Genomic DNA, 16639 nt, shown 5'->3' on the forward strand with positions numbered 1-16639 from the left:
GGAGGCCGTGCCATGAAACGCCTTAGCCTTGCCGCAGCTGTCGCCGCGCTCGCCTTTACGGCGGCCTGCGCCACGGCAACCCCCTATCAGCCTGCGACCGTCTCTGATCGCGGCTATTCGGAAATGAAGATCGAGGACAACCGCTTCCAGGTGGAGTTCTCGGGGAACTCGCTGACCGACCGGAAGACGGTGGAGACCTATCTGCTGTTCCGGGCCGCCGAGCTGACCAAACAGAACGGATATGACCATTTCCGCGTGGTGCGCCGGGACACCGACGCCAATACGCGCGTGATCCCCTCGGGCGCAGGCTATTCGCCCTATTATGATCACTTCTATCTGAACTACCGCTATTTCGGCCCGCGCGCAGGGTATTTCTACGATCCCTATCGCAGCGTGCGCTACAGCCGGTACAGCTTCTATGATCCCTTCTGGGACGGCCCGATGAGCTATCGGGAACAGACAAGCTATATCGCCAGCGCCGAGATCGTGATGGGCAAAGGCGCCAAGCCCGATGATGTGGCCTTCTTCGATGCCGATCAGGTGATCTTCAACCTGGCCGGTCAGATCCAGCGCACCGCGCCGTAAGGGCGCGGGCCTGAAGCCCCCTTGCCGGAATGATGAGAGGGCGCCTTACGGGGCGCCCTCAATTCTGAAGACGCTGCCGCCGATGGAGACGATGGTGCAGATAAAGTCCGCGAACAGATAATGGTTGCGGGTCAGATCGGTATTCCGGCTATAGCCTCCACTCCACCCAGAACCGCCCGAAGTGTAGATTTCGCAAGGAAATTATCCGCCAGCACGAATTTATGCCGCCCAACTCTGGCCAAGCGGGAAAGATGGGTCCAAAAGGCCGGGTTGTTGACGGGCGGCCTTGGCTGGAAAGTCTGAGACGCGCCGGATTTTGGAAAGACCGGACCAATGGACGGAAGTGAAGCGGGCAAGGCCGAAGGCCTTCACATGCCCCCACCGACAGGCATGCGCAAAGTTGAGTTTGTGGCGATTGTTGCGGGCCTGATGGCCCTCAATGCCATCGCCATCGACATCATGCTGCCCGCCCTGGGGGAGATTGCGCGCGCCACCGGCCTGACGGAAGAAGGCGGCGACCAGAACCGGCAGCAGCTGATCATCTTCGCCTATGTGCTGGGTTTCGGCGCGCCGCAGCTGATCTGGGGCCCGATCACCGACCGGTTCGGGCGGCGCGCGCCGCTGTTCGTGGCGCTTGCCGGCTATATGCTGATGGCGTTCCTCTGTGTCGTGGCTCACAGTTTCTGGGCGCTTCTGGCCGCGCGGTTCCTGCAAGGGGTGTTTTCATCGGGCGCGCGCACGGTGGCCTCGGCGGTGGTGCGCGACCTGTTCGCCGGGCGGGCCATGGCGAGTTTCATGTCGCTGGTGATGACCGTGTTCATGATCGTGCCGATCATCGCGCCGGCGATTGGCCAGATGATCCTCTATGTGGCGCCGTGGGAAGGCATCTTCATCGTGCTGGCCGTCTGGGGCGGGCTGATGTTCGCCTGGACATGGTTTCGCCTGCCGGAAAGCCTGCCGAAGGCGGCGCGCCAGTCCCTGGAGATCGGCAGCGTGATGGCTGCCTATATGCAGGTTATCCGCACACGGGTGAGCTTTGGCTACATGCTGGCCTCGGGGCTCGTCTTCGGCTCGCTGTTTGCCTTCATTGCCTCCTCCGAACAGGTGTTCCGGGAAGTGTTCGATCAGGGCGACACCTTCGCCTACTGGTTTGCCGGGATCGCGGCGGCGCTGGCCCTGTCGAACTTTGCCAACTCACGCCTGGTAGAGAAGGTCGGCATGCGCCGCATCAGCCATATTGCCCTGTTCACCTTCATCATCTCGACGCTGCTGCTGACCATTGCGACCCTCACCTGGGGCGAAAACCTGGCCGTGTTCTTCCCGCTGTTTGCCATCGGCTTTGCCTGTTTCGGCATGATGGGGTCAAACTTCTCGGCCCTGGCCATGGAACCGCTCGGCAAGATCGCGGGCACGGCGTCTGCCGCCTATGGCTTTGCCACCACGATGATCTCCAGCATCATCGGCATGATCATCGGCGCGCAATTTGACGGCACGACCGTGCCGCTGTCCTTCGGCTTCGTGATCCTCGGCGTGGCGTCTCTGCTCGTGATCCTGGTGACGGAAAAAGGCCGGCTGTTCAGCCGCTACTGAGCGCGGGCGCCTAGAGCGGCTCCCGGTGGCGGGAGAGCGGGCGGACGACCGTTTCCAGATGCTCGATGATGCGGGCGGCAATGTCCTTGCCGGTTGCCTTCTCGATGCCCTTGAGGCCGGGGGAAGAGTTCACCTCCAGCACCTTTGGCCCGTCCTTGGTCTGCAGCAGGTCCACCCCCGCCACTTCCAGCCGCAGCACCTTGGCCGCCTCGCGCGCCACATCCCGCTCCTGCGGGCTGAGACGGGCTTCGCTGGCCGTGCCGCCGCGGTGGAGGTTTGAGCGGAACTCCCCCTTCTCCGCCTGGCGGCGCATGGCGCCCACCACCTTGCCGCCGACCACGAAGGCGCGCACATCAGCCCCGCCGGCTTCCTCGACGAATTCCTGCACCAGGAAATTCGCGTCGAGCCCCCGGAAGGCGTCGACAAGGCGTTCGGCAGATTTGCGCGTCTCGGCCAGCAGCACGCCCTTCCCCTGTGTGGAAGAAAGCAGCTTCAGCACGATCGGCGCCCCGCCCGCGAGCGCCACGAGGCCGGCGGTATCCTTCGGGCTGTGGGCGAACGCCGTGATCGGCATGGCGATCTTCGCCCGCGCCAGCATCTGATGGGCCAGCAGCTTGTCACGCGAGCGGCCGATGGCGCCGGCCGTGTTGAGGCAGAAGGCGCCGGTATTGGAAAACTGGCGCAGCACCGCCATGCCGTAATCGGTGATCGTGGCGCCGATGCGCGGGATCACGGCGTCATAGCGGGGCAGCGCCTCGCCATCATAATGCACCTCGGCATCAATCGCGCCGATGCGCATATAGCAGCGCGCCGTATCGATCACCTCGATCACATGGCCGCGCTTTTCGGCCGCCTCGATCAGGCGGCGGGAGGAATAATTCTTCGGCTCGCGCGTCAGCAGCGCAATCCGCAAGGGGCGTTTGACCGGCTTGCGGCGCGGCAGGCCCTGATAGATCTGATAGCCGAGCGGGGGCTGAAGAAAGGACGCATTCGGATCAATGATCCAGCTTGGCTGGATCGCCCCGCGCCCCAGCAGCATGCGGTAGGCCATCGTCTCGCGGTTCGACAGCGTCAGCTGGATCGGCCAGGTGAGCCCGCCAAGCTCGGCATGGGTTTCGATGACATAACGCAGCTCGCGCTCGCCATTGGAACTGGTCACCTCGCGCCGGTCGACCACGGGGGCCGAGCAGGTGATCTCCAGCGCGGGGTCGCCTGGGTCTGGCTGGATCAGGAAGCGCACCTGCGGGGCATGGGCGGGGCCGAACGGCTCGATCACGCTGGCATGCAGGGCAGACGTCTTGGCGCCAGTGTCTATCTTGGCCTTGATCGCGGGAAGGCCCAGCTCCCGCAACGCGATCCATTCTTCCCAGCCAAGCTGGAACGGGGCAGCAGAAGGCATGGACGAAGCTCCGTCATCTGACTTCGCTCCCGTTAGGCTGGTTTTCCGCGCGGCGGCAAGCCCACCTACAGACTCCTGGACTTATCCTTTCACAAGCCACGCTTTTTCAACAAGGCGGGTGACGTCGCCCATGATTTCCGTGATGCGGAAGTCCTTTGGCGTGTAAACCGCTGCCACGCCCATCTGGCGCAGGGCGCGGCCATCTTCGGGCGGAATGATGCCGCCGACGACGACGGGCACATGGCCGAGTTCCAGCTTGCGCAGCTCGGCCACCGTTTCGCGCACGAGATCGAGATGGCTGCCCGAGAGGATGGAGAGGCCGACGACATGGGCCTTGGCCTCTTTCGCCTGAGCGGCGATTTCGGCAGGCGTGAAGCGGATGCCTTCATAGATCACCTCCATGCCCACTTCGCGCCCGCGCGCGGCAATCTGCTCGGCGCCGTTGGAATGGCCATCAAGGCCGGGCTTTCCGAGCACATAGGTCAGTGTACGGCCCAAGGCTTGGGACACGCGAGCCACGTCGGCTTTCACCTTTTCAACATCTTCCTCGCCGCTGCTGGCCACCACGAGGGCGACGCCGGTGGGCGCGCGGAACTCGCCGAACACATCGCGCAGCACCGTGCCCCACTCCCCCGTCGTGACGCCGGCCTTGGCGCAGGCGATGGAGGGTTCCATGATGTTGCGGTTTTCGGTGGCGGCGGCGCGCAGCTCGGCCAGGGCCGCTTCGGCGGCGGCGTTGTCGCGCGCGGCGCGCCAGGCTTTGAGGTCGCGCACCTGCATCGCTTCTTCGGCGGGATCAACCGTCTGGATGGCGCCGTCGCCGCCGCCCAGGGGGCTTGGCTCTGTCTCGGTGAACCGGTTGACGCCGACCACGGTGAGGGCGCCCGATTCGATTGCCCGTATACGGTCGATATGGGCGCCGACCAGGCTTTCCTTCATGAAGCCGATGGCCGCGGTTGCCCCGCCGATCTCGTCGATCTTGGCCAGCGTGGCGCGCGCCTTTTCCTTCAGTTCTTCGGTCTTCGCCGTGATCACATGGCTGCCGTCGAAGATGTCTTCAAATTCCAGAAGGTCGGTCTCATAGGCGAGGATCTGCTGCAGGCGGAGCGACCATTGCTGGTCCCAGGGGCGCGGCAGGCCCATCGCCTCATTCCAGGCGGGCAACTGCAGCGCGCGGCAGCGGGCGCGCTTGGACAGTGTCACGGCGAGGGCTTCCATCAGGATACGGTAGACATTGTTTTCCGGCTGCGGCTCGGTCAGCCCCAGCGAGTTCACCTGCACGCCATAGCGGAAGAGGAGCGCCTTGGGATCGGTGACGCCATACCGCTCGCGCCCGATCTCTTCCCAGAGATCGACGAAGGCGCGCATCTTGCAGAGTTCCGTTACGAAACGCACGCCCGCATTGACGAAGAAGGAGATGCGGCCAAAGACCGTTTCAAAGTCTGATTCTGGAACTTGTCCGCCCGCTTTCACGGTATCGAGCACGGCGATGGCGGTGGCCAGGGCGTAGGCCAGCTCCTGTTCCGGCGTGGCGCCGGCTTCCTGCAGGTGGTAGGAGCAGACATTCATGGGGTTCCATTTCGGAACTTCCGTATAGCACCAGCTCACCATGTCCGAGATCAGGCGCAGCGAGGGCTCGGGCGGGAATACATAGGTGCCGCGCGAGAGGTATTCCTTGACGATATCGTTCTGGGTGGTGCCGCGCAGTTTCTTGCGGCTGTCGCCGCGCTCATCGGCCAGCGCCACATAGAGGGCCAGCATCCAGGCGGCCGGGGCGTTGATCGTCATCGAGGTGTTCATCGTCTCCAGCGGCAGCTCGGCAAAGAGCTCGCGCATGTCGCCCAGATGCTTGACCGGCACGCCCACCTTGCCGACTTCGCCCTTGCTGAGGATATGGTCGGCGTCATAGGCCGTCTGGGTCGGCAGGTCGAAGGCGATGGAGAGGCCGGTCTGCCCCTTGGAGAGGTTCAGGCGGTAAAGCTCGTTGGATTTCTTTGCGGTCGAATGCCCCGCATAGGTGCGGAAGATCCAGGGTTCGTCGGGTGTGTGCTGGTAATTTCCGGCGGCTTTTGTCATGGTCTTCTTGCCTCCCCTATGTTGCGGCGCAACATGGCCGAGCCGCCTGCCGGTGGCAAGCGGCCCCTCTGCCGCACTTGCAGGCTCCGGCCTGCACGACCACCTACCCTGCACCAGTCCGCAAGAGCCCGCCAGATACCCCGTGACCCAGCCCCGCAGCCCCCTCCAGACCGCCCTTGGCCTGCGCCTGGCCTCGCTCATGGCCTTTCCGGCCGGCGCCGCGCTGATGGCGATCTTTCAGCGCAGCCCGCTGGCGCTCGCCCTGCTCACCGCCGCCATGCTGGCGGTGAGCCTTTATGAACGCCGCCGCCTTGCTGCCGCCGCCGGCGCGCAGACGGCCATTTCCGGCGCCACGCTGCTGACGGGGTTTGGCTTCCGGCTGGGCCTGCTGATCGCGATCTTTGTAATCACGGTGGGCCTGCTCGCCCTCTTCCGGGATACCTCGCTTGCCCGCCAGCTTGAACTGATCGATGCGGGCCTGATCGCCCTGCCCGCCGCCGTGGCGCTCGCCGCCAACGAGATGAGCGCCCGGATCGCGCAGCGCGAGCTTGGCGATGTGCGCACCCAGCTCACCGCCGCCTTCGCAGACGCCCGCGGCCCCGCCGCCCCGGAGGCGGGGGGAGACATCATCGAAGGCGAGATTATCGACGCAGATGACCCGCCGGAGCGGCGCTGACAGTCAATCTGCCTGGTCATAGGCCCGCAGCGCCACCGGCAGGGCCTGGATCACGCAATTGCCGACAGCCGGCAGGCCCGCCAGCACCGCGCTGATGATCTCGTCCCGCGTCGCGCCCAGCGAGCGCGCATGGGCGACATGAAAAGCCAGCCCGCTCTCGAGCCGCGCCGCCGCCAGGATGCCGATATAGACAAGCTCTTCGGTCTTGGCGTCGAGCGCTGAGGCGGCCCCCAGCTTCTGCACCGCCTCAAGCCAGGCCTGCTGATGGCCTGGCGCCTCCTTCATGAAAACCTGAAAGGCATCGCTTACTTTCGTCATGTCAGTCATCGAACCGCCTCTCTGGTCGCCCGCCGCCCCGGCGGCCTGTTAGTCCCGATCGAACACAAACGGCGCCGCTGCGGCCACGTCTGCGCCCATGGCTTCATAGTAAAGCCGCTGCACCCGGCGGGTGACCGGGCCGGGGCGGCCATCGCCGACGGGGGCGCCTTCCAGCGTCACCACCGGCGCCACCATCGCCCCGGCCGAGCTTGTGAAAATCTCGGCGGCGTTAACCGCCTCCTCCGGTGTGAAGGCGCGCTCGGTGATGGTAAATCCGCCTGCTTCGCGCAGCCGCATCACGCCCGCGCGCGTGATGCCGGAGAGGATCGAGGGGGTAAGGTCGCGAGTGATGATCTCGCCGTCTTTCGTGACGATCCAGGCATTTGCCGAGGCCGCTTCGGTGACAAAGCCGTCTTCCACCATCAGGGCGGTGTCAGCCCCCATCGCCCGGGCCGACCGGTAGGCGAGCGCCTGGGAGAGAAGCTGGGTTGTCTTCATGTCGCGCCGTTTCCAGCGGCCATCCTCGATGAACACCGCGCCGATGCCATCGCGCGCCTGCGCCCCGATCAGCGCTTTGGTGTCGGCATAGGCAAAGACGGTCGGCGCGAACCGCTCCGGCCCGGCAAAGTCCCGCGCGTCATAGGCCCCGCCGGTGACCTGCAGATAGACCAGCCCCTCGACGAGATCATTATGGGCTATCAGCTCCCGGTGAAGGTTGGCCCAGCCCTCGGGCGTATGCGGATCGGGAATGGCAATGCCCGCCAGCGTCCGCTCCAGCCGGGCGACATGCCCCTCCAGATCGACGAACCGCCCGCCATAGACGGCGGTAACCTCATAGGCGGCATGGGCAAACAGAAACCCCCGGTCCAGCGGCGAAATATGAGCCTCTGACAGCGGCATCAGCGTGCCATTCAGGTGGACCAGCGGACAAATCGTCATGACTTAAATGCCTCAAGGGAACAGAACATCTATTGTGCAGCGCAACATTGATCTTGCGAAGCCTCACAACACTTGCCAGTGTGCCCGCGCCAGACGGGGCTGTGAAGACGCCGCTTAGAGCGAGCCCGCCCCCAATGCACCAGAGACGGAGGAAGGTCCATGACCACAGAAACGGCAGGCCGGGTTAAAAAAGACATTTACGAACTCGGCGAGATTCCGCCCGAGTTTCATGTGCCCAAACTGATGCATGCCTGGGCGATCCGGCGGGAGCGCCATGGCCGCCCGATGACCGCGATGCAGGTCGAGCAGGTGCCGGTGCCGGAAATCGATTCTGATGAAGTGCTCGTCCTCGTGATGGCTGCCGGCGTCAATTATAACGGCATCTGGGCCGCGCTCGGCGAACCGATTTCGCCCTTCGACGTACACAAACAACCCTTCCATGTGGCGGGCTCTGACGCTGCCGGCATCGTCTGGGCGGTTGGCAAGCGCGTGACCCGCGTGAAGCCGGGCGATGAGGTCGTCATCCACTGCAACCAGGATGATGGCGACGATGAGGAGTGCAATGGCGGCGACCCGATGTTCTCGCCCAGCCAGCGTATCTGGGGCTATGAGACGCCCGACGGCGCCTTTGCCCAGTTCTGCCGCGTGCAGGCGCGCCAGTGCATGCCCCGCCCCAAACACCTCACCTGGGAAGAGAGCGCCTGCTACACCCTGACGCTCGCCACCGCCTACCGGATGCTGTTTGGCCACCGGCCGCATATCGTGAAGCCGGCCGATAACGTCCTCGTCTGGGGCGCTTCGGGCGGCCTCGGCAGCTTCGCCGTGCAGCTCTGCGCAGTGACCGGGGCCAATGCCATTGGCGTGGTCTCCTCCGACGACAAGCGCGACTATGTGCTGAGCCTCGGCGCCAAGGGCGTGATCAACCGGAACGACTTCAACTGCTGGGGCCAGCTGCCGAAGGTCAACGGGCCGGAATTCAACGACTATATGAAAGAGAGCCGCAAGTTCGGCAAAGCCATCTGGGACATCACCGGCAAGAAGGATGTCGACATCGTCTTTGAACATCCGGGCGAAGCCACCTTCCCGGTCTCTGTCTTCGTGGTGAAACGCGGCGGCATGGTCGTCATTTGTGCGGGTACGTCCGGCTTCAACCTCACCATGGATGCCCGCTTCCTCTGGATGCGGCAGAAGCGCGTGCAGGGTAGCCATTTTGCCAACCTGAAACAGGCCTCCGAGGCCAACCAGCTTGTGATCAACCGGCGTATCGACCCCGGCATGTCGGAAGTGTTCACCTGGGCGGATATTCCGCTGGCGCACGAAAAGATGCTCGATAACAAGCATATGCCCGGCAACATGGCCGTGCTCGTCACCGCGCCCAAGCCCGGCCTGCGCACGGTGGAAGATGTCCTCGCCCTCAGCGGCCAGGCCTGAAGGCAATGCTCTCCCGGCCCTTTGCCGAAGGCTTTGCCGGCGACTGGCTGGCGGCCTGGAATGACCGCGATATCGAGCGTATCCTCAGCCATTATGGCGAGGATATCGTGTTCCATTCGCCCCGCATCGCAAAGGTGCTGGGCAACCAGGCCAGCAGCGTTTTCGGCAAGAGCGCGCTGCGGGACTATTGGACGAAGGCGCTGGGCCTTGCCCCACAACTCTTTTTCGAGCTGGATGATATTCTCATCGGCTCGGACGCGCTGACCATTCTTTACACGAACCATCGCGAAGAGCTGGTGGCCGAAACCTTTGTCTTCGGCCCCGAGGGCAAGGTTGTCCGCTCGATTGCGGCCTATCGCTGAACGGAGACCGCCATGCGCCTGATCTTCATCTATGGCGAGGCTGCTGCCGGCAAGCTGACCGTGGCAAGGCATCTGGCACGGCAGACGGGCCTGCCCCTCTTCCACAATCATCTCGTGGTCGATGCGGTGGCCTCGGTTTTCCCGTTTGGCTCTGAAAGCTTCATCCGCCTGCGGGAGAAATTCTGGATGGATGTGTTCAGTGCAGCGGTGGCCGAAGACCGCTCGCTGATCTTCACCTTCGCGCCCGAACCCACGGTCGATCCGGGCTTTCCGCAAGCGGTGAAAACCCTGGTGGAAAAATCCGGCGGCGAGATGATCTTCATTGCCCTGACCGTTAGCCCGGAGGAGCAAATGCAGCGGATCGCCAATTCCAGCCGCGCGGAGTTTGGCAAGCTGCGCTCGCCGGACATCCTGGCCGAGATGAAAGAGGCCTTCGTGGTGTCGATGGCCGCGATGCCGGCCGCCGATATCATCATCGACACCGACCAGACCTCACCGGCCGAAGCCGCCGCCGAAATCCTCGCCCGCCTCTGATCTGAAGCGGTGAGAGGCCGGGCGGCAGCCTTGGCGGCTTTCTGCCTACAGACGTCTCCACACCTCCCAAGAGCCCCCCCGAGGCCCCTATCCGCGCGCTTGCCATGCAGGCCGTTGCCGCGCCCTGACAGGGCCCACCAGCCCTGGTTGCGCCCGCCACCCCTTTTCCATCCCTTCTTCTGCCCGCCCCTCCCCTCTACCCCCCCCACCGCCTGCCGCTTCGCCCATTTTGGTTGACTAGGAAACTTCTAGGATTTAGCTTCCTAGTCAACCAAGAGGATGTCATGTCAGAAACCGCCCCTGTTCCCGCGCTGGATGCTCATCTCGGCTTCTGGCTGCGCATGGTGTCAAACGCTGTCTCGCAGAGCTTTGCCCGCGCGCTGGAGGGGGAAGGCGTGACGGTGGCCGAATGGGTTTTCCTGCGCACGCTCTATGGAGCAGAGCCCGCCCCGCCGAGCCGCGTGGCAGAAGCCCTCGGCATGACAAGGGGCGCCATCACGAAGCTGGCCGACCGGCTGATCGACAAGGGCCTCGCCGCGCGAAGGGCAGACCCTGAAGATGGCCGCGCCCAGCTTCTCTCGCTCACCCCGCGGGCGCGCAAGCTGGTGCCCCGGCTTGCCGCGCTGGCTGATGCCAATGACGGGGCCTTCTTCGCCAGCCTCAAGCCTTCAGAGCGCGCGCAGCTTGAGCGCCTGCTGAAGCGGATCGTTGCCAGCCGGGGCATTAAGGAAATTCCCGCCAACTGACCCCAGCCCCCGCGACAGAGAAAGGACACGCGCCATGAACGCGCAGAAGATTGCGATTGCCCAAATATGTCTGGCCGGAGCGCATGACGATACGCTGAGCTTTCCCCAGGCCGTCGGTATGCTGATGGAGGCAGGCTTTGAAGCCTATCTTGTCGATTACCGCGCCGGGACCCGCACGCACTACCTGCCCGGGGGCGAAACGCTTTCCCTGCCCTGCCCCGGCGAGGAGGGCCCGGTGGCGGAAGCCTTCGAGGCTGCCGGCATCTCTGCCGCCATCGCCTGGGCGCAGTCTGGCGCGGCCGATTACACCTACGCCGCCTTCAACCGGCAGGTCACCGCCGCAGGCTGCGCGGGTTACCTCGTCTCCTTCCCGGGGCGGCGGGTGGTCTATTTCGGGCGCACGGGCGAGGTGCACGTCGAGCACTTTCCGCAATAGGCGGGCATCCTTTCCGGAAACAAGAAAACTCCAACGGCGTTGAAGTTTTCCTGGAGTTTCCGGGCTCACCGTTGGAGCGGCGTTGGCGTTTTCTGGGCCGCTTGTCTACGGGACAGGCGGCGCCTTATCCCCCGATCTTACGCCTCGAACGGGTCGCGCATCAGGATCACGTCTTCGCGTTCCGGAGAGGTGGAGACGAGCGCGCAGGGCTTGCCGACGAGTTCTTCCAGGCGGCGCACATAGACCACCGCCTCGGGGGGCAGATCGGTCCAGCTGCGGGCGCCGCGGGTCGAGCCGCTCCAGCCTTTGAGGGTCTCGTAGACCGGCTCCACAGCGGCCTGATCGGTGAGGCCGGCGGGGTAGTAGTCGATCGTCCTGCCGTTCAGCTTATAGGCCACGCAAACCTTGATTTCCTCAAATCCGTCAAGGACATCCAGCTTCGTCAGGGCAAGGCCGTTGACGCCCGAAGTGGCGCAGGCCTGGCGCACCATCACCGAGTCGAACCAGCCGCAGCGGCGCGCGCGGCCGGTATTGGTGCCGAATTCATGGCCAATCGTGCCGAGGCGCTTGCCGATGTCATTGTCCTGTTCGGTGGGGAACGGGCCGGCGCCGACGCGCGTGGTGTAGGCCTTGGCGAGGCCCAGCACATAGGAAACCGCCCCCGGCCCGACGCCCGAACCGGCCGAGGCATTGCCTGCCACGACATTGGAAGAGGTCACGAAGGGGTAGGTGCCATGGTCAACGTCCAGCATCACGCCCTGGGCGCCCTCAAACAGGATGCGGCTGCCGCGGCGGACTTTCTCGTCCAGCAGTTTCCAGACAGGCTGGGCATAGGCGAGCACCTGCGGGGCAATCTCCAGAAGCGCGGCTTTGAGGGCGGCGCCATCGGGCTCAGGCAGGTCGAGCCCTGCGCGCAGCGGGCGGTGGTGGGCCAGCAGGCGCTCGATCTTCATGTCGAGCGCAGCGGGGTCTGCGAGGTCTGCCACGCGGATGGCGCGGCGGCCAACCCGGTCTTCATAGGCCGGGCCGATGCCGCGCTTGGTGGTGCCGATCTGGGCGGCGCCGAGGGCGCCTTCGCGGGCCGCGTCGATGTCCTTGTGCCAGGGCAGGATGAGGGAGGCGTTATCGGCCAGCACCAGGCTTTCCGGAGAGACTTCAATGCCTTGCGCGCGGATGCCGTCGATTTCGGTCAGCATGTGCCAGGGATCGACCACCACGCCATTGCCGATGACCGACAGCTTGCCGCCCCGCACGAGGCCGGAGGGCAGCAGCGCCAGCTTGAAAGTCTTGCCGTCGATGACGAGCGTGTGGCCGGCATTGTGCCCGCCCTGAAAGCGGACCACGACATCGGCGCGGCTCGACAGCCAGTCGACGATCTTGCCTTTGCCTTCGTCGCCCCATTGAGCCCCGACGACCACTACTCCTGCCATGAACCTGCTCCGTTGTTCAGCCGCGGCGACAAGGGCAGCATTCGGCAGGCAATTGCAAGGGGCCTTTTGCCACCCCTTGCGGCATACCTATTCGCCGAAGGCGTAGCGGACGCGGACACCAATATTATCAAGGCCCTGATTGCGGCCACTACCCAGGATCTGGCCGTGGCTGAGATGTTCATACATCAGCTGCACGCCCCAGGGGCCGGCCAGATCCTTGTTGAGGGAGAGGCTCGTGCGGAAAAGATCCCGCGAGCCGAAGAAGACGGTCGATTCCGAGATCGGATCGTTGCGCGGATCGCCCTGCGGATAGGGGAAGGTCAGCTCGCCATCATGGACGACATAGCCCACACCCGGCTCCAGCGACCAGCCTTGCGCAAAATCCCAGTTCCAGTGGAGGCCAGCGCCGCCAAAGCTTGTATCCCCGGCCGTGTTCACGCTGCCCATGACATAGGGGCGCGGGCTCCAGATCAGGCGCAGGAACTCCGGCGAGTTGAAGACGATCTCGCCATTGATGTTGGGGCCGTCTTCCTTGTTGGCATTGTCGCAATTGGCGATGCAGACATTGTGCGCCGTCACGCCAGCGCGGACCTCATCAACGATCTGGGCAGTGGCGACCATTGGCAGGGCCGCCAGGGCGGCGGTGAGCAGGGAAATGCGGCGCATCAGGATGCCTTTCATGACAGTTTCGCCATAAGCCATCGCGCCCATTCCCTGCCGGCGTCAAGTGTGGCCGGACAATCACGCCCGGCCACTGCCCTGCCCTCAGAAAGAGAGGACTTTGGCATACCGCACTTGCGGCAGACTGTTCAGCTTTTCCATGATCTCAGCCGGGGGCGTGGAATCGATGCCGAGGAGGGCAATCGCCTCCCCGCCTGCTTCCTGGCGGCCAAGGTGGAAGGTGGCGATGTTGACCTTCGCTTCGCCCAGCATGAGGCCGAGGGCGCCGATGAAGCCCGGCTTGTCGATATTGTTGACGTAAAGCGTGACGGGCGAGAAATCGCCCTCCAGCGCCATGCCTTTCACCTCGACAATGCGCGGCTTGCCGGCGATCAGCGCGCCGGCAAGCGTGCGCCAGCCGCCTTCGGGCGAGTTCTTGGTGGCCTTGGTCTTCACCTTGATGCGGATCAGGCTGTCATATACAGGGCTAGTCTCGGTCTTGGTTTCGGTGAGCTTGACGCCGCTCTCAGCCAGGATTGCCGGGGCGGAGACCATGTTCACGTCGCCGCGCGAGGCGCGCAGGAGGCCCGCCAGCAGCGCCGCCGTGATCGGCTTGCGGTTCAGCTCGGAAACCTCGCCCTCATATTCGATGACGACTTCTTCATAGCCATAATCAGAGATCTGGCCGGCAAAGCTGCCGAGTTTTTCCGCCAGCGCCGCGAAGGGCTTGAGGCGCGGGGCTTCCTCGGCGGTCACCGAAGGCATGTTGAGGGCGTTGGTGACGGCGCCGGTGAGGATATAGTCCGCCATCTGCTCGGCCACCTGGAGGGCGACGTTTTCCTGCGCTTCATTGGTGGAGGCCCCAAGATGGGGCGTGGCGACGAAATTCTTCTTGCCGAAGAGGATGTTTTCCTTGGCCGGCTCGACGGCGAACACGTCAAAGGCAGCGCCGGCCAGATGGCCCGATTCCAGCAGCTCGGCCACGGCTTCTTCGTCCACCAGGCCGCCGCGGGCACAGTTGACGAGGATGAGGCCTTTCTTGGTTTTCAGCAGGCTTTCGCGCGACAGGATGTTGCGGGTCTGATCCGTAAGCGGAACGTGCAGCGTGATCACATCGGCGCGCTTCAGCAGCTCGTCCAGTTCCACCTTCTCCACGCCGAGTTCGATGGCGCGCTCTGCGGTGAGGAAGGGATCATAGGCGACGACCTTCATTTTCAGGCCAATTGCGCGCTCCGCAACGCGGCTGCCGATATTCCCCGCGCCAATCAGGCCGAGCGTCTTGAAGGAGACTTCAACGCCCATATAGCCCGATTTCGGCCATTTGCCGGCCTGGGTATCCGCGTTGGCGGCCGGGATCTGGCGGGCGGCGGCGAACATCATGGCGATGGCGTGTTCGGCGGTGGTGATGGCGTTGCCGAAGGGCGTGTTCATCACCACGACGCCCTTGGCGGTGGCGGCCTTGATGTCGATATTGTCGACACCGATACCGGCGCGGCCGATGACTTTGAGCCGTGTGGCCGCTGCGATCACATCGGCGTCCGGCTTGCAGGCCGAACGCACGGCAAGGCCATCATATTCCGGAATGATCTTGATCAGATCTTCCTTGGACAGACCAACCTTGATGTCGGTCTCGATGCCGCGCGCCTTGAAGATTTCGACGGCGGCGGGGGAGAGCGTATCTCCGATAAGGACTTTAGGCATTTTGAGCTCCAGAGCGCCAGCGGGCGCGGGTGAGTTGGTAAACAAGACAATTATCGGGGCCGAAACGGCGCGGCCCGAGAAGTTCGAACCCCAGAGATTCGTAGAAGCGGTGGGCGGAAAAATTATCTGCCATCGGATCGATCAGGATGTGCTGACAGAGTGGATTGGCAAAGCAGCGCTCGAAGGCAAGACGCATCATCTGCGTGCCGTAGCCCTTCCCCAATTCGTCTGCCTCCCCGATCCATATGTCGATAGCCTGGGAATGTTCGGGACAATCTGTGCCCCAATAGTGGCTTTCCTCTTCGCGGCAGTCGATGGTCTGGACAAAGCCGATGGGGCGGTCATCGAACTCGGCAATCAGAAACTCACGCCAGGGCACATCGCGCCCAAGCTGGTTTCCCCAATCCCAATCGTTCCACTCATCATCCCCGCTTACGTCCCGCACATGTGGCTGCTCATCCCACTTCAGGATCAGCGACAGGTCGTGAGGGGTTGCGGGGCGAAGACGGATCATCGGCTGCAGTCCTGTCATGCCGGGGCGCCTGACAGCCGCCCCGGAACGCAAGATATCAGAGTTTCGAGGCTTCTTCCTGGAAGGCCCAGTCGAGCCAGGGGAGAAGCTTCTTCACGTCCGACGGCTCCACCGAGCCGCCAACCCAGATGCGGAGGCCCGGAGGGGCCTTGGCATAGCCGGCAGCATCAAAGCAGGCATTCTCCGTCTCAAGACGTTTCATCATCTTCTTGACGAAATCGCGCTGGCCGGCCTCATCCAGACCCGCAACGCGCGGGTCCTTGATGCGGAAGGTGACGCCGGTATTGGAGCGCACCGAAGCATCCTTGCAGAGGAACTCGACCCAATCGGATTTCTTTTCCCATTCGGTGAGGATGGCGAGGCTTTCGTCCGAGCGGGCTTTCAGCTTCTTCCAGCCGCCAAGACGCTCCACCCAGTCCAGCGCCTGAAGATAGTCTTCGACGCAGAGCATGGAGGGGGTGTTGATCGTGGCGCCCTGGAAGAGTTCCTCGTCTATCTTGCCGCCTTTGGTCATGCGGAAGAGTTTCGGCAGGGCGCGGTCCGGCGTGTAGCTTTCGAGGCGGCGCACAGCGTTGGGCGAGAGGATCAGCATGCCATGGGCCGCTTCCCCGCCAAGGCATTTCTGCCAGCTATAAGTGACCACATCGAGCTTTTCCCAGGCGATGTCCTGGCTGAAGGCGGCCGAGGTGGCGTCGCAGATCACGACACGGTCCGGGTTCGGCTTGATCCAGTCGACATCCTTCACGCGCACACCAGACGTGGTGCCGTTCCAGGTGAAGATGATGTCAGCGTCGTCGCGGGCCTTGGCAAAGTCCGGCAACTGACCGAATTCGGCGACATGGGTGTTGCAATTGGCAAGCTTCAGCTGCTTGACGGCGTCGGTCACCCAGTCCTGCCCGAAGGCTTCCCAGGCGAACACGTCCACCGGCTTGGCGCCGAGCATGGACCACATGCACATCTCGACGGCGCCCGTATCGGAGGCCGGAACGATGGCGACGCGGTAGTCATCCGGAATGCCGAGGATCAGCTTGGTGCGGTCGATCGCAGCTTTCAGCTTTTTCTTGGCGTCGCCAGAACGGTGCGACCGGCCGAGGGCGGCGGTGACGAGGTTCTGCAGCGAGAAACCGGGATATTTTGCGGTGGGGCCCGACGAAAAATGCGGGCAAGCGGGGCGTACAACCGGCTTGGCGGTGGTCACAGTCATCTGTTTTACTCCTATCCTCA

At 63.9% G+C, this 16639-nt stretch carries 17 protein-coding genes; 8 read left to right on the forward strand and 9 right to left on the reverse strand.

Going from position 1 to position 16639, the window contains the following annotated elements:
- The first annotated feature begins 12 nt into the window (after positions 1–12).
- A complete protein-coding gene (locus BBF93_RS15780; RefSeq protein WP_035594961.1) occupies positions 13–585 on the forward strand; it encodes a hypothetical protein in 573 nt (190 codons plus the stop codon).
- Between the two features lie 372 nt (positions 586–957).
- Positions 958–2175 (forward strand): multidrug effflux MFS transporter, encoded by a 1218-nt coding sequence (locus tag BBF93_RS15785; RefSeq protein ID WP_233349169.1) that lies wholly within the window; start codon positions 958–960, stop codon positions 2173–2175.
- Positions 2176–2185: 10 nt separating this feature from the next.
- Here the strand turns inward: BBF93_RS15785 and rimK are convergent, their stop codons facing one another.
- The gene (rimK, locus tag BBF93_RS15790) at positions 2186–3574 is read right to left on the reverse strand and encodes a 30S ribosomal protein S6--L-glutamate ligase (protein ID WP_035594969.1); all 1389 of its coding nucleotides are present in this window, start codon (positions 3572–3574) and stop codon (positions 2186–2188) included.
- An 81-nt stretch (positions 3575–3655) separates the two neighbouring features.
- The gene (locus BBF93_RS15795) at positions 3656–5650 is read right to left on the reverse strand and encodes a protein meaA (RefSeq protein ID WP_114106551.1); all 1995 of its coding nucleotides are present in this window, start codon (positions 5648–5650) and stop codon (positions 3656–3658) included.
- A 142-nt stretch (positions 5651–5792) separates the two neighbouring features.
- Here BBF93_RS15795 and BBF93_RS15800 point away from each other — a divergent pair, with 142 nt between their 5' ends.
- Entirely contained in the window at positions 5793–6326 is a 534-nt protein-coding gene (locus tag BBF93_RS15800) for a hypothetical protein (RefSeq protein WP_114106552.1), read from the forward strand.
- A 3-nt stretch (positions 6327–6329) separates the two neighbouring features.
- Here BBF93_RS15800 and BBF93_RS15805 read toward each other — a convergent pair whose 3' ends face one another.
- Positions 6330–6653 carry a carboxymuconolactone decarboxylase family protein gene (locus tag BBF93_RS15805; protein WP_114106553.1) on the reverse strand — a complete coding sequence of 108 codons (324 nt, stop codon included), beginning with the start codon at positions 6651–6653 and terminating at the stop codon, positions 6330–6332.
- A 39-nt stretch (positions 6654–6692) separates the two neighbouring features.
- Positions 6693–7583: an aminotransferase class IV gene (locus BBF93_RS15810; protein WP_114106554.1), complete on the reverse strand. Its 891-nt coding sequence runs from the start codon at positions 7581–7583 to the stop codon at positions 6693–6695.
- Positions 7584–7742: 159 nt separating this feature from the next.
- On the opposite strand from BBF93_RS15810, the gene ccrA reads away from it, so the two are divergent.
- The 5 genes from ccrA to BBF93_RS15835 all read left to right on the forward strand — a co-directional run bounded on the left by ccrA (position 7743) and on the right by BBF93_RS15835 (position 11092).
- Positions 7743–9014, forward strand: a complete 1272-nt coding sequence (ccrA, locus tag BBF93_RS15815; RefSeq protein WP_035594982.1) for a crotonyl-CoA carboxylase/reductase — start codon at positions 7743–7745, stop codon at positions 9012–9014.
- 5 nt (positions 9015–9019) lie between these two features.
- Positions 9020–9376, forward strand: coding sequence for a nuclear transport factor 2 family protein (locus BBF93_RS15820; protein ID WP_233349170.1), 357 nt, complete (start codon positions 9020–9022; stop codon positions 9374–9376).
- A gap of 12 nt (positions 9377–9388) precedes the next feature.
- Positions 9389–9910 carry an AAA family ATPase gene (locus BBF93_RS15825; protein ID WP_114106556.1) on the forward strand — a complete coding sequence of 174 codons (522 nt, stop codon included), beginning with the start codon at positions 9389–9391 and terminating at the stop codon, positions 9908–9910.
- Positions 9911–10194: 284 nt separating this feature from the next.
- Positions 10195–10656: a MarR family winged helix-turn-helix transcriptional regulator gene (locus BBF93_RS15830; RefSeq protein ID WP_199288419.1), complete on the forward strand. Its 462-nt coding sequence runs from the start codon at positions 10195–10197 to the stop codon at positions 10654–10656.
- Positions 10657–10690: 34 nt separating this feature from the next.
- Positions 10691–11092 carry a DUF1398 domain-containing protein gene (locus BBF93_RS15835; RefSeq protein ID WP_114106557.1) on the forward strand — a complete coding sequence of 134 codons (402 nt, stop codon included), beginning with the start codon at positions 10691–10693 and terminating at the stop codon, positions 11090–11092.
- A gap of 137 nt (positions 11093–11229) precedes the next feature.
- Here BBF93_RS15835 and BBF93_RS15840 read toward each other — a convergent pair whose 3' ends face one another.
- From BBF93_RS15840 to BBF93_RS15860, 5 genes are all read right to left on the reverse strand, one after another.
- Positions 11230–12522 (reverse strand): adenylosuccinate synthase, encoded by a 1293-nt coding sequence (locus BBF93_RS15840; protein WP_114106558.1) that lies wholly within the window; start codon positions 12520–12522, stop codon positions 11230–11232.
- Between the two features lie 87 nt (positions 12523–12609).
- A complete protein-coding gene (locus BBF93_RS15845; RefSeq protein WP_233349171.1) occupies positions 12610–13224 on the reverse strand; it encodes an acyloxyacyl hydrolase in 615 nt (204 codons plus the stop codon).
- A gap of 63 nt (positions 13225–13287) precedes the next feature.
- Entirely contained in the window at positions 13288–14883 is a 1596-nt protein-coding gene (gene serA / locus BBF93_RS15850; RefSeq protein WP_114106559.1) for a phosphoglycerate dehydrogenase, read from the reverse strand.
- Positions 14876–15415 (reverse strand): GNAT family N-acetyltransferase, encoded by a 540-nt coding sequence (locus BBF93_RS15855; RefSeq protein ID WP_233349172.1) that lies wholly within the window; start codon positions 15413–15415, stop codon positions 14876–14878. Before BBF93_RS15855 ends, serA begins: the two co-directional genes overlap by 8 nt.
- Positions 15416–15452: 37 nt before the next feature.
- The gene (locus BBF93_RS15860; RefSeq protein WP_162786653.1) at positions 15453–16613 is read right to left on the reverse strand and encodes a phosphoserine transaminase; all 1161 of its coding nucleotides are present in this window, start codon (positions 16611–16613) and stop codon (positions 15453–15455) included.
- Positions 16614–16639 lie beyond the last annotated feature (26 nt).

It is taken from the genome of Hyphomonas sp. CACIAM 19H1 (genome assembly GCF_003325995.1).
Lineage (GTDB): Bacteria > Pseudomonadota > Alphaproteobacteria > Caulobacterales > Hyphomonadaceae > Hyphomonas > Hyphomonas polymorpha.